The following is a 12830-nucleotide window of genomic DNA, read 5'->3' on the forward strand; positions in this document are numbered from 1 at the left end:
TCAGGCGACGCCCCAGAGCTTGAGGTACTCCGCCTTGTAGTCGACCCCGCCGTCGTAGTCGCCGGAGTCGGGCAGGTTGTGGTCGGCGTCGACGACCTGGAAGCCGTCGCCCTCCACGACCGGGTCCTCGCCGTTGACGACGCGGATGGCCTCGTCGACGCTGCCGTAGGCGCCCCACTCGGTGGCGTAGCCGAGGGCGGCGGTGAGACCGCTGTTGCCCTTGCGGATGAGGTCCATGGTGGAGGAGTCGCCGAAGCCGGACACGACGGTCAGCGAGTCGGCGCGGCCCGAGGCCTTGACGGCTGCGGCGAAGCCCTGGCTCATCCAGCCGCCGACGGGGACGTAGATGCTGTCGGCGTCGGTGTACTTCGACAGGGCGGCGGTGAACTTGTCGACGGCCGAGGTGGTGCCGAAGTCCTCGTTGGCGATGTCGATGGTGCCCACGATCTCGCAGTCGGCGCAGCTCTCGATCTGCTTCTCGAAGCCCGCGGTGAGCCACGGACCCCAGACCGGCGAGGTGAACTTGAGCTCGAGGATCTTGGCCTTGCCGTCGCTCGTCCCGATCAGGTAGTTGGCGGCGGTGGCGCCGGCCTTCTCCCAGTACTCCTGGATGGAGGTGTCGGCGAGCTGGAGGCGCTCGGTCGCCATGTACGACGTCGACCCGCCGGTCGAGGTGCAGTCCGCTCCACCGGCGCCGACGATCTTCACGCCCGCGGCGGAGGCCTGCTCGAAGGAGTTCTGGATGCTCGCGCAGTCGATGCCGATCGGCATCACGACGTCCGCCTTGGCGGCGGTGGCCTGGTCGAGGCAGGTGCTCCAGCCGTCGGGGCTGAGCTGGCCGTCGCAGACCTTGACGTCCCAGCCGGCCTTCGTGGCGGCCTCCTCGATGGAGGCGGTGGGGGTGGCGCAGGAGGGGACCTGCTGGCCGCACGAGATCACCCAGGCGCTGACGCCGGCCTTCGGGGTGGTCGGGGTGGTCGGCACGGTGCCGGTGTAGCCCTGGTAGGCGGCCTCGAGCGCGGCCTTCGCCTCGCTGGTGGTGGCGCCGCTCGAGGACGACGAACTGTCCGAGCTGCTGGAACAGCCAGCCAGGGCGATGACCGCGACCATCGCGATCACCGCCGGAGCCGCGGCCCGGTGGACCGCCGTCGACTTCAGCCTCATGTGAATCTCCTTCTCGATTCCGCGGCGGGTGCTGCCGCTGTGCGAGGCCCTGTGACCCCGATCACTTTTTCGAGGGTGGACCATCCGGCCCGGTCAGGAGAAAACGCCGGTGTGGATGCCTGGCATTCGCGACACCACACCCCGTCGGCGCCGATGCCAGGCATCACCGCGGTCGGGGTTCCGCCCGGCGGGCCGGCGGGCTTTCCTGTGACGGAGCACACACTTCCAGGAGGAGACCCATGTCCGTCGTACCCGCCGCGCCCGACCCCGCCGAGACCGTCGCGTCCGCCCCGTCCACGGTGAGCCGCGTCCTGATCGTCGGCGGCGGCATCACCGGCGGCGTGCTCGCCCTCGGCCTGGCGCAGCGCGGCGTGGAGGTGGTCCTGGTCGACCTGCGCGAGACCCTCGGGGGCGTCGGCCACGGCATCACGCTCCAGGGCAACGCGCTCAAGGCGTTCCGCTCGGTCGGCATCTACGACAAGCTCGCCGAGCGCGGCTTCCCGTTCTCGCACCTGCGGCTCAAGACCGCCGACGGCGGCGTCATCGCCGAGATCCCGACGCCCCCGATGGGCGGCCCGGACCTGCCGGGCACCATGGGCGCGGTCCGCGGGGACATCGCGGACGTGCTCGCCGAGGAGGTGGTCGCGGCCGGTGTCGACGTACGCCTCGGCTCCACCATCACCGCCATCGACGACCACGGCGACGCGGTCACGGTGACGCTCTCCGACGGCACCACCGAGACCGTGGACCTCCTCGTCGGCGCCGACGGCATCCGCTCCAAGGTGCGCTCGATGATCGGCATCGACACCGAGCCCGCCCCCGTCGGCATGGGCATCTGGCGCACCGTCGCCGCCCGGCCCGCGGAGATGGACTGCTCCGAGATGTACTACGGCGGCCCGAAGTACAAGGCCGGCTACACCCCGATCTCCGAGGACCTCTGCTACGCCTTCCTGCTCGAGGAGAACCTCGACCGCTCCTTCGTGGGCGAGGGCCCGCGCGGCAAGGAGCTCAAGGAGCACGGCCAGGGGTACGGCGGCATCTGGGGCCAGGTGCGCGACAGCCTGCCCGACGACGCGATCGTGAACTACCAGTGGATCGAGGCGATCTGTGTGGAGGAGCCGTGGTTCCGCGGCCGGACCATCATCATCGGCGACGCCGCCCACGCCTGCCCGCCCCTGATCGCCCAGGGCGCCGCGATGTGCGCCGAGGACGCGGTGGTGCTCGCCGAGATGATCACCAGCGGCGACAAGGTCGAGGACGTCCTGCCGGCCTTCATGGCGCGGCGCTTCCCGCGGGTCAAGATGGTGCTCGACAACAGCCTCACCCTGGCCGACTGGGAGATTCACCCGGACACCCCGGGCGCGGACCCCGGCCGGATCATGGGGCAGACCCTCGGCGCCCTGGTGGAGCCGGCGTGAAGGTGATCGAGCGCGACGCGGACGGCTTCGAGACGGCCCGGGTCGACCGGATCTTCAACCGCCGCCTGACCGACCGGCAGCCCGTCGCCGTGGTCAAGCCGTCCACCGAGGCCGAGGTCGTGGCCGCGGTGCGGCTGGCCCGCGAGCGGGGCTGGCAGGTCGCGGTCCGCTCCGGCGGGCACAGCTGGGCGCAGTGGTCGGTCCGCGCCGACGCGCTCGTCATCGACCTGGGCGACCTGCGCGAGCTCGACTACGACGAGGCGACCGGCATCGTGACCGCCTCGCCGTCGACCAGGGGCGGCGCCGAGCTGGCGCCCTACCTCGCCGAGCGCGGCCGGTTCTTCCTCGGCGGGCACTGCCCGACGGTCGGCATCGGCGGCTTCCTCCTCCAGGGCGGCCAGGGCTGGAACGCCCGGGGCTGGGGCTGGGCGGCGGAGTACGTCGTCGCGCTGGACGTGGTCACGGCCGAGGGGGAGCTGGTGCGCTGCTCCGCCGAGGAGAACCCCGACCTCTACTGGGCCGCCCGCGGCGCCGGTCCCGGCTTCCCGGGCGTGGTGACCCGCTTCCACCTGCGCACCCGGCCGCTGCCGGCGCACTTCGCCCACACCGTCCAGGGCTTCCACCTCGACCGCTTCGACGAGGTCATGACCTGGCTGCACGACACGCACGCCTCGATCGCGGACACGGTGGAGATCGTCGCCCTCACCAAGACCGACCCGCACGTCTCGCCCGACCCGATCCTGCTGGTCACGGCGCTCGCCATGGTCGAGAGCGAGGCCGAGGCCGAGGCCGCGCTGGCGCCCTTCCGGGACAACCCGGCGCTGGAGCACGCGATCTTCGCGATCGACAACGAGCCCACGACCCCGGAGGCCGAGCGCGCCCGGCAGCTCGAGGACAACCCCGAGGGCCACCGGTGGGCGGTCGACAACGCCTGGCTCTCCGGCACGGCCGCCGAGGTGGTGCCGGCGATGCGGCGTGCCTACACCACGCTGCCGAACCACCAGGCCTTCACGATCTGGTTCTCCATGGCACCGCTGCGCGAGCTGCCCGACATGGCGTTCTCCGTCCAGTCGGAGATCTACCTGGCGTCGTACGTGCTCTGGGAGGAGGAGGCCGACGACGAGCGCTGCGTTGCCTGGCTCGAGGGGGCGATGGCCGATCTCGAGCCGGTGACGGTGGGGCAGTACCTCGGCGACAGCGATCTCTCCCGCCGTCAGGTGCGGGTGCTGTCCGACGAGGCATGGGAGCGGCTCGGCAAGATCGTCGCCGAGCGCGACCCCGACGGGGTCTTCGTCGGGTATCTCGCCGGACCGGACGGTGCGGCCAACCGCAACCACTGGGAGTGACACCTCAGGGCGTGTCGCCCCACCCCTCGACGCCGTCGGGCGACAGCTCGGCGCTGACGGCGTCGAGGCGGCCGAACAGCCATCGGTGGGCGGGGTCGGAGAGCCGGTTCGGGGCGAACCAGTAGCCCTCGGGCAGCAGCACGGTCCCGAACGGCGGCTCGAGGGTCACCACCGATCCCGAGGCGCGCGTCGCGATCCGGGCCAGGCGCTCGGGCACGACGGCCACCATGTCGGTGCCCTCGATCACGAAGGGGAGCGGCAGGTAGCCGAAGACGTGCAGCGCGATGTGACGCTCCATGCCGTGCTCGCCGAAGACGCGGTCGACGGGCGTCAGCACGCCGGGCCCGAAGGACGCCACCGCGTGCGGAAGCCGGGCCAGGTCGTCCATGGTCAGGGCGCCGTCGGCGATCCGCGGGTTGTGGGCGTCGGCGAGCACCACCATCCGGTCGCGCCACAGCGGTCGGGAGAGCCCGGGGAAGCCGAAGCCCAGGGGCGCGATCACCGCGTCGTTGTCGAGCAGCAGCCGGTCCGACGAGCGCGAGTCGGCGCTGAGGTGGCCGATGCTCAGCCGCACCCCCGGCGCCTCGGCCTCCACCAGCCGGACCAGCGACTGGTGCATCACGGCGATCGCGTAGTCGCTCATCGTCAGCTGGAAGGTGCGCGAGCTGGTGGCGGGGTCGAACTCGTCCTCGAGGTGGAGCGCCTGCCCGAGCAGCCGGACCGCGTGCTGCACGTCGGGCAGCAGGTCCCGCGCGAAGGGGGTCAGCTCGTAGTCGCGGCCGGCCCGCACCAGCAGCTCGTCGTCGAAGCGGCGCCGCAGCCGCGCGAGCGCCGCGCTCATGGCGGGCTGGCTCAGCTCCAGCCGATGCCCGGCGCGCGTGACGTTGCCCTCCTCCAGGAGCGCCTTGAGCGGCACCAGGAGATTGAGGTCGGCGCCGCCCAGCAGGGTGGTGGTCATGGCCCTCAGACTAGAGTCTCCGCCTGTGAGGCGCGTCACAGGGAGAGATGGATGAAGGAGCGACTCCGGTCGGTCGACGCCAATCTGCTGCTGGCGCTGCACGCGCTCCTCGAGGAGCGCAACCTGACCCACGCCGGTGAGCGGATGACGATGAGCCAGCCCGCCATGAGCGGCGCCCTGGCCCGGCTGCGCAAGCACTTCGACGACGAGCTGCTGATCCGCTCGGGGCGCGGCTTCGTGCTCTCCGACTTCGCCGAGCAGCTGCGCGGGTCGGTCGCCGAGGCCGTCGAGGCCGCCGAGGCGCTGCTCGGGAACCACCGCGAGTTCGACGCCTCGTCGAGCGCCAAGCGCTTCGCCGTGAGCGTCTCGGAGTACGCCATGACGGTGCTCGCCGAGCCGCTCATCCGGGCCTTCGAGAAGGAGGCGCCGGGCTGCACGATCGCGCTCGACCCGCTCGACGTGCGGGGCGACCGGATCGAGACCCAGCTGATGCGCCGCGACCTCGTGATCGCGCCGCTCGGCTTCGAGTTCCCGGGACGGACGCAGCCCGTGTTCACCGACCACCTGGTCTGCCTGGTCGACCGCGACCATCCGCGGCTCCGCGACGGCCGGCTGTCGGTCGAGGACCTCGCCGCGATCCCGCACGCCGTCGCCGAGTTCGTCGCGGCCGGCGACCGCACCCGGCCGCTGGAGACCGCGCTCGCCCACGCCGGGGTGGAGGACCGGACCGTGCTCGCGCGGGTGACCAGCCTGCTCACCCTCCCGTTCGCCGTCGCCGGGACCGACATGTGCGCCTTCGTGCCCTCCCGGCTCGCCCGGCGCTGCCTGGAGCCGCTCGGCCTCGCGATCGCCGAGACCTCCGTCGAGACGGTCCGGATCACCGAGTCGGCGCACTGGCATCCGCAGCGCGAGAGCGACCCCGCGGTGGTCTGGCTCCGCCATCTGCTCCACGGCATCGCCATCGATCTCGAGGACGCCCTGGTCTACTGATCGCCGATGCCAGCGATCCGCTGATGTGATGCCGACCACTCTTGTTCCGGCGTACGCCGTAGGGCTCACTGGAGCCCATGAGCTGGACTGACGGAGACGCCTACCTCGACGAGGTGGCGCCGGGCATCTACGCCTACGTGCAGCCCCACGGCGGCTGGATGGTCAACAACTGCGGAGTCATCACCGACGGGTCGGGCGACACCGTCCTCGTCGACACCACCTCCACCGAGCGGCGCAATCGCGCGCTGCTCGCCGAGATCGCCGGCGTCGGCGCCAACGACCCGAGGATCGCGGTCAACACCCATCACCACCCCGACCACACCTACGGCAACGGCTTCCTGCCGGCGAGCACCACGATCATCGGCCACCACGGCTGCCGCGAGGGCGTCCTCCGCGCCGGCCTGGCCGCCACCCGGGAGCTCCTCGCCGACTACGGCGACCTGTCGGTGCGCCCGCCCGACGTCACCTTCGCGGACGCGCTCACGCTGCACCTGGACGAGTTCCCGGTCGAGCTGATCGCGATGGGCCCGGCGCACTCGACCAACGACGTCGGCGTCTGGCTGCCCGAGCAGCGGGTCATGTTCGCCGGCGACCTGGCCTTCTCTGGCGGGCACCCGATCTTCATGGAGGGGTCGATGCTCGGCTTCCGGGCGGCGCTCGACCGGATGCGGGCCCTCGACCCGGTGGCGCTGGTGCCCGGTCACGGGCCGGCCTGCCGCGGTGAGGAGGTCGCCCGCGTGCTGGACGAGCTGACGGCGTACGTCGACTTCGTCGCCGCCCTGGCCCGCGACTCCCACGCCGCCGGGCTCACCCCGCTCGAGGCCGCGCAGAAGAGCCAGGCGAGCGGGGACAGTCCCTACCGGGACTGGCCGGAGGGCGAGCGCGTCGTCTGCAACCTGCACCGCGCCTACGTCGAGCTGACCGACGATGAGCCGGCCCGTCCGCTGAGCATCCCGCAGCTGTGGCCCGAGATGGTCGCGCTCGCGGGCGGGCCGATCGAGACCCACGCATGACCGGGGTGCCGACGGCGGTCGTGCCGCGCCGGGTCGTCACCGGGCACTCGGCGGACGGGGTGTCGGTCGTGCTCTCCGACGGACCGGTGCCGGTCAGCCGCGAGCTGCCCGACGACGGCGTCCACTTCCACGAGATCTGGAACACCGCCGGGGCTCCGGCCCTGATCACGGCGGTGGAGCCGGACGAGCCGACCCAGCGCACCCTCGCCGTGCCGCCGCCCGAGCGCGGCACCAAGATCCGGATCAACGAGTTCGCCCCCGGCTTCCTCGACGACCGCGGGCTGCAGTCGCCGGTCCACCGCACGGCCTCGATCGACTACGGCGTCGTGCTCGCCGGGGAGATCACCCTCGTGCTCGACGACAGCGAGGTGACGCTGCGCGCCGGGGACATCGTGGTCCAGCGCGGCACCGACCACGCCTGGGCCAACCGCGGCGACACCCCCGCCCGGGTGCTCTTCGTGCTCGTGGACGGCGAGTTCGACCCGGCCCTCGCGGCGACGCTCCCCGGCGGACTCGAGGGGCTGATGCACGGCGGTCCGCGGGACTGATCCGCGCTGCCGCCGGTTCTGTCGGCGGCGCTGTGTAGCCTGCGGCGGGTGTGGACTGTCGTGGGATCGCCGCTCGGCGATCTGCGCGTGGTCGAGCGCGACGGCGCGATCACGGCGATCGAGTTCACGCCGTTCCGCTCCGGGACCGGCAGGCCGCTGGGGGAGCGCGACGACTCGGCCCCGGTGCTGGTCGAGGCGGCCCGGCAGCTGGGCGCCTACTTCGACCGCGAGCTCGAGGTCTTCGACCTCCCCCTCGCGCCGGCGGGCAGCGAGTTCCAGCTGCGGGTGTGGCGCGCGCTGGTGGGCGTCGGCTTCGGTCACACGGCGACGTACGGCGAGATCGCCCATCGTCTCGGCATGACGGCCGCCGCCTCCCGGGCCGTCGGCCTGGCCAACGGCCGCAACCCGATCCCGATCGTCATCCCCTGCCACCGCATCGTCGGCTCGAGCGGCTCCCTCACCGGCTACAGCGGCGGCCTCGACCGCAAGCAGCAGCTCCTCGCGCTGGAGTCGAACTCCCTCTTCTGACGCCGAGCTCCCGAACACGCTCTGAGCCCGGATCCACCGATTCTGCGCCTGCTGCGCGCCCCCAGACGGGCGCCCTGGCGGCGTTGTCGCACCTCGACGGGCCTGCGGCCCGCCTTCGGCACTCCGCCTTGCCAGGACATCCGTCTGGTGACGCTCGCGACGGCGAGAATCGGTGGATCCGGGCTGAGTCGGCGTGCTCGACGTAGCCTGAGGCATGGCCTGGCAGACCCTGTCGTCCCGCGCTGTGTACCAGAACCCGTGGATCCGGGTGCGCGAGGACGAGGTGACCAAGCCCGACGGATCCCGGGGCATCTACGGCGTCGTGGAGGTGCGCCAGCCGGCTGTCTTCGTCGTGCCGGTCACCGACGACGGCGAGGTCGTGCTGGTCCGGCTGTTCCGGTACACGATCGGCCGCGACTCGATCGAGATCCCCGCCGGCGGCTCCGACGGCGAGGCGCCGCTCGACGCCGCCCGCCGCGAGCTCCGGGAGGAGACCGGCCTCGAGGCCGGACGATGGGACGCGCTCGGCCCGGTCACCTCGCTCGACGGCGTCTGCGACGCGCCCGGATTCGTCTTCCTCGCCCGCGAGCTCCGGCCGGCGCCGGCGGATGCGGACGAGATGGCCGAGAGGGTCGAGGAGGGCATCGCCGAGGTCCTGGCCGTGCCCTGGTCGGAGCTCATGGCCATGATCGCCCGCGGTGAGATCCGCGACGCCGAGACCCTCGCTCCGTTGATGCTGGCCGCCGTGCACCTGGGCAAGGTGTCCTGAAGCCCCACTCGGCCCGACGGGAGGCCCTACTCGGCCCGAGGGGAGGCCCCATTCGGCTGAGGGGAGGCCCTACTCGGCGGCGCGGCGCAGGGACTCCGAGAGCCGCTCGGCGGCGGCGATGACGGCGGGGGCGTGCATCCGGCCGGGCTGGCGGGTGAGGCGCTCGAGCGGTCCGGAGACCGAGACGGCGGCGATGATCTTGCCGCCGGGGGAGCGGACGGGCGCCGAGACCGAGGCGACGCCGGCCTCGCGCTCACCGACGGACTGGGCCCAGCCGCGCCGCCGGATGCCCGAGAGCGCGGCGGCCGAGAAGGCGGCGTTCTGCAGCCCGCGGTGGACCCGCTCGGGGTCCTCCCAGGCGAGCAGCACCTGCGCGGCCGAGCCGGCGCGCATGGTGAGCTGCGAGCCGACCGGCACGGTGTCGCGCAGGCCGGAGGCCCGCTCGGCGGCCGCGACACAGATGCGCTGGTCGCCCTGACGGCGCCAGAGCTGGGCGGACTCGCCGGTGATGTCGCGCAGCCGGGCGAGCACCGGGCCGGCGGTGGCCAGCAGCCGGTCCTCGCCGGCGGCGGCCGACAGCTCGGCCAGGCGCGGCCCGAGGATGAACCGTCCCTGAAGATCGCGGGCCACCAGACGGTGATGTTCGAGCGCGACTGCGAGACGATGGGCCGTGGGTCGCGCGAGGCCGGTGGCGGTCACGAGCGCCGCCAGCGTCGCGGGCCCGGACTCCAATGCCGTGAGCACCGCCGCGGCCTTGTCGAGAACGCCGACTCCACTACCGTTGTCCATAGTTCGAGACTAATTGTCTCAATCCCTGGAATGCAAGCGTATGCTCTGATTCATGGGAAAGACGCTCAGCGAGAAGGTCTGGGAGGAGCACGTCGTACGTGCCGGCGAGGGCGGTCAGCCCGACCTGCTCTTCATCGACCTCCACCTCATCCACGAGGTGACGAGCCCGCAGGCCTTCGACGGCCTGCGCCTGGCCGGCCGTGAGGTCCGCCGCCCCGACCTCACCCTCGCGACGGAGGACCACAACGTCCCCACGCTCGACTGGGACAAGCCGATCGCCGACCCGGTGTCGCGCACGCAGGTCGAGACGCTGCGCAAGAACGCGGCCGAGTTCGGCGTACGCCTCCATCCCCTCGGCGACCTCGAGCAGGGCATCGTCCACGTCGTCGGCCCGCAGCTCGGCCTGACCCAGCCGGGCATGACGATCGTCTGCGGCGACTCCCACACCAGCACCCACGGCGCGTTCGGCGCGATCGCCTTCGGCATCGGCACCTCCGAGGTCGAGCACGTCCTCGCCACCCAGACGCTGCCGCAGGCCAAGCCGAGGACGATGGCCGTCACCGTCGAGGGCTCGCTGCCCGCCGGCACCACGGCCAAGGACCTCATCCTGGCGCTCATCACGAAGACGGGCACCGGCGGCGGGCAGGGCTACATCGTGGAGTACCGCGGCAACGCCATCCGCGAGCTCTCCATGGAGGGCCGGATGACCATCTGCAACATGAGCATCGAGTGGGGCGCGAAGGCCGGCATGGTTGCGCCCGACGAGACCACCTTCGCCTACATCAAGGACAAGCCGGAGGCGCCTCAGGGCGCCGACTGGGACGCCGCCGTCGCGCACTGGAGGACGCTGGTCACCGACGAGGACGCCGTCTTCGACAGGGAGATCTTCCTCGACGCCTCGCAGATCACGCCGTTCGTCACCTGGGGCACCAACCCCGGCCAGGGCGCGCCGCTGGGTGCCACCATCCCCGGTCCCGACGACTTCGAGGACGAGCAGGACAAGGTCGCGGCGGCCAACGCGCTGGCCTACATGGGCCTCGAGGCCGGCACCCCCCTGCGCGACGTCAGGATCGACACCGTCTTCATCGGCTCGTGCACCAACGGCCGGATCGAGGACCTCCGCATCGCCGCCGCGACCATCAAGGGCCACCACGTCGCCGAGGGCACCCGGCTGCTGGTCGTGCCCGGCTCGGTCCGGGTGCGCAACCAGGCGATCGAGGAGGGCCTGGACAAGGTGTTCATCGAGGCCGGCGCCGAGTGGCGCGGCGCGGGCTGCTCCATGTGCCTGGGCATGAACCCCGACACGCTCGCCCCCGGCGAGCGCAGCGCGTCGACCTCCAACCGCAACTTCGAGGGGCGGCAGGGCAAGGGCGGTCGCACGCACCTCGTCTCCGTCCCCGTCGCGGCCGCGACCGCCGTACGCGGCACCCTCTCCTCGCCCGCCGACCTCGAGACCGTGGGAGCTCACTGACATGGACGCCTTCACCACCCACACCGGCGTCGGCGTGCCGCTCAAGCGGAGCAACGTCGACACCGACCAGATCATCCCGGCCGTCTACCTCAAGCGGGTCACCCGCACGGGCTTCGAGGACGGCCTCTTCGCGGGCTGGCGGACCGATCCCGCGTTCGTCCTCAACCAGGACGCGTACGCCGCCGGCACGGTGCTCGTCGCCGGCCCCGACTTCGGCACCGGCTCCTCGCGTGAGCACGCGGTGTGGGCGCTGCAGGACTACGGCTTCAAGGTCGTGATCTCCTCCCGCTTCGGCGACATCTTCCGCGGCAACTCCGGCAAGGCCGGCCTGCTGACCGCGCTGGTCGACGAGAAGGTCGTGCAGCGGCTGTGGGACTACCTCGACGACAACCCCGGCGGGCGGATCACCGTCGATCTCGAGGCGCAGACCGTCGCGACCCCGGACGGCGAGGTGCAGGACAGCTTCGACATCGACCCCTACACCAAGTGGCGACTGCTCAACGGCCTCGATGACATCGGCATCACGCTCTCCCACGAGGCCGACATCGCGGCCTTCGAGGTGGCCCGGCCGAGCTGGAAGCCGGCCACGCTCTGAGAGCGTGGGCGACGTCCTCGCGTTCCCGGAGGCCGTCCGCGCCCCGCGACACGCCGATGGTGGTGGGCAGATGGCCACCACGTGGCTAGCGTGCAAAGAGCACGTCGGGCATCGAGGCTCGACGATCGGGTTGAACTGAAAGGTCGATCGTGAACAAGTCCCAGCTGGTCGATGCGCTCGCCGCGCGCTACGACGGAAACAAGAAGGCCGCCGCGCATGCGCTCGAGTCGGTCCTCGACACCATCACCCGCGCCGTCGCCGACGGCGAGAAGGTCGCCATCACGGGCTTCGGGTCCTTCGAGAAGCGCATCCGTGAGGCGCGCTGGGTGCGCAACCCCGCCACGGGCGAGCGGATCAAGGCGAAGAAGACCGCGATCCCGAAGTTCACCGCGGGCGCCGACCTGAAGAACATCGTCTCCGGCGCCAAGAAGCTGCCGAAGCTCGCGCTGCCCAAGCCGGGCCTGCCGAAGCCGGTCAAGGAGGCCGCCGCGGCCGCCGCGGCGACGGTCGAGTCCGTCGTCGACAAGGCGACGCCGGCGAAGGCTCCCGCCAAGAAGGCCCCGGTCAAGAAGTCGACGACCCCCGCCAAGACCACGGCGACCAAGACCACGACGAAGAAGGCCGCGCCGGCGAAGAAGGCGACCCCGGCCAAGACCACCGCCGCCAAGAAGACGACGACGGCGAAGACCACGACGGCGAAGACCACGACGGCGAAGACCACGACGGCCAAGACCACGACGAAGAAGGCCGCGCCGGCGAAGAAGGCCACTCCGGCCAAGACCACCGCCGCCAAGAAGACGACGACGGCCAAGAAGGCGGCGCCCGCGAAGAAGGCGCCGGCCAAGAAGACGGCGGCGAAGAAGGCCTGACGCCTCTCGCCCGTTGCCGATCCCGGGCTGGCGGCCCGTCAGCCCGGGATCAGCAGCGCGGAGCGAGCGGCGGTAGCCGTCCTCGCGCCCAGGCCCAGGGGAGCGGCGGCCCGCAGGTCGTCGAGGTCGTCCACGTCGCGTCGCAGCGACGAGAGCTCCCCCTCGATCGGGCTCGCGCCCATGCCGTCGTGCAGCGCGCGCGAGTCGGGTCCGAAGCACGGGTGGAACCCCTCGAGCGGCGAGGTGAAGAGCGTCGTCCCGAGGCCGTCCGCGTCGGCGACGTACGCCGGCCCGGACTCGCTCGCCAGGCCCAGAGCCGTCGCCAGGTCGGCCGGCCGCAGTGCCGGCAGGTCGCCGCAGAGCGCGGCCGGC

13 protein-coding genes and 1 pseudogene are annotated in these 12830 nt (G+C 72.1%); 10 read left to right on the forward strand and 4 right to left on the reverse strand.

What is annotated here, in order from left to right; genetic code table 11:
- Positions 1 to 1164 carry a sugar ABC transporter substrate-binding protein gene (locus tag QM572_RS17455; RefSeq protein ID WP_415095247.1) on the reverse strand — a complete coding sequence of 388 codons (1164 nt, stop codon included), beginning with the start codon at positions 1162 to 1164 and terminating at the stop codon, positions 1 to 3.
- 239 nt (positions 1165 to 1403) lie between these two features.
- Here QM572_RS17455 and QM572_RS17460 point away from each other — a divergent pair, with 239 nt between their 5' ends.
- Positions 1404 to 2582: an FAD-dependent monooxygenase gene (locus QM572_RS17460; protein ID WP_415095248.1), complete on the forward strand. Its 1179-nt coding sequence runs from the start codon at positions 1404 to 1406 to the stop codon at positions 2580 to 2582.
- Entirely contained in the window at positions 2579 to 3928 is a 1350-nt protein-coding gene (locus tag QM572_RS17465; protein WP_415095249.1) for an FAD-binding oxidoreductase, read from the forward strand. The genes QM572_RS17460 and QM572_RS17465 overlap by 4 nt, the downstream gene beginning before the upstream one ends.
- Positions 3929 to 3932: 4 nt before the next feature.
- On the opposite strand, the gene QM572_RS17470 is transcribed toward QM572_RS17465, so the two are convergent.
- Positions 3933 to 4886 carry a LysR family transcriptional regulator gene (locus QM572_RS17470; RefSeq protein WP_415095250.1) on the reverse strand — a complete coding sequence of 318 codons (954 nt, stop codon included), beginning with the start codon at positions 4884 to 4886 and terminating at the stop codon, positions 3933 to 3935.
- Between the two features lie 51 nt (positions 4887 to 4937).
- On the opposite strand from QM572_RS17470, the gene QM572_RS17475 reads away from it, so the two are divergent.
- From QM572_RS17475 to QM572_RS17495, 5 genes are all read left to right on the forward strand, one after another.
- Positions 4938 to 5876 carry a LysR substrate-binding domain-containing protein gene (locus QM572_RS17475; RefSeq protein ID WP_415095251.1) on the forward strand — a complete coding sequence of 313 codons (939 nt, stop codon included), beginning with the start codon at positions 4938 to 4940 and terminating at the stop codon, positions 5874 to 5876.
- A 77-nt stretch (positions 5877 to 5953) separates the two neighbouring features.
- A complete protein-coding gene (locus QM572_RS17480; RefSeq protein WP_415095252.1) occupies positions 5954 to 6889 on the forward strand; it encodes an MBL fold metallo-hydrolase in 936 nt (311 codons plus the stop codon).
- On the forward strand, positions 6886 to 7437 hold the full coding sequence (locus tag QM572_RS17485; protein ID WP_415095253.1) for a cupin domain-containing protein: 552 nt from the start codon (positions 6886 to 6888) through the stop codon (positions 7435 to 7437). Before QM572_RS17480 ends, QM572_RS17485 begins: the two co-directional genes overlap by 4 nt.
- Positions 7438 to 7485: 48 nt before the next feature.
- Positions 7486 to 7965, forward strand: a complete 480-nt coding sequence (locus tag QM572_RS17490; RefSeq protein WP_415095254.1) for a methylated-DNA--[protein]-cysteine S-methyltransferase — start codon at positions 7486 to 7488, stop codon at positions 7963 to 7965.
- A 214-nt stretch (positions 7966 to 8179) separates the two neighbouring features.
- Entirely contained in the window at positions 8180 to 8734 is a 555-nt protein-coding gene (locus tag QM572_RS17495; RefSeq protein ID WP_415095255.1) for an NUDIX domain-containing protein, read from the forward strand.
- Between the two features lie 69 nt (positions 8735 to 8803).
- Here QM572_RS17495 and QM572_RS17500 read toward each other — a convergent pair whose 3' ends face one another.
- Complete coding sequence (locus QM572_RS17500; protein ID WP_415095256.1) at positions 8804 to 9523, reverse strand: IclR family transcriptional regulator; 720 nt, start codon at positions 9521 to 9523, stop codon at positions 8804 to 8806.
- 52 nt (positions 9524 to 9575) lie between these two features.
- On the opposite strand from QM572_RS17500, the gene leuC reads away from it, so the two are divergent.
- The 3 genes from leuC (at position 9576) to QM572_RS17515 (ending at position 12458) form a co-directional block, all read left to right on the forward strand.
- Positions 9576 to 10994 carry a 3-isopropylmalate dehydratase large subunit gene (gene leuC, locus QM572_RS17505; protein WP_415095257.1) on the forward strand — a complete coding sequence of 473 codons (1419 nt, stop codon included), beginning with the start codon at positions 9576 to 9578 and terminating at the stop codon, positions 10992 to 10994.
- Position 10995: 1 nt separating this feature from the next.
- Entirely contained in the window at positions 10996 to 11589 is a 594-nt protein-coding gene (gene leuD, locus QM572_RS17510) for a 3-isopropylmalate dehydratase small subunit (protein WP_415095258.1), read from the forward strand.
- Between the two features lie 149 nt (positions 11590 to 11738).
- Positions 11739 to 12458: an HU family DNA-binding protein gene (locus QM572_RS17515; protein ID WP_415095259.1), complete on the forward strand. Its 720-nt coding sequence runs from the start codon at positions 11739 to 11741 to the stop codon at positions 12456 to 12458.
- A gap of 38 nt (positions 12459 to 12496) precedes the next feature.
- On the opposite strand, the pseudogene QM572_RS17520 reads toward QM572_RS17515, so the two are convergent.
- A pseudogene (locus QM572_RS17520) lies at positions 12497 to 12830 on the reverse strand (2-phospho-L-lactate guanylyltransferase); the annotation flags it as partial.

Source organism: Nocardioides sp. (assembly GCF_047607365.1).
GTDB lineage: Bacteria > Actinomycetota > Actinomycetes > Propionibacteriales > Nocardioidaceae > Nocardioides.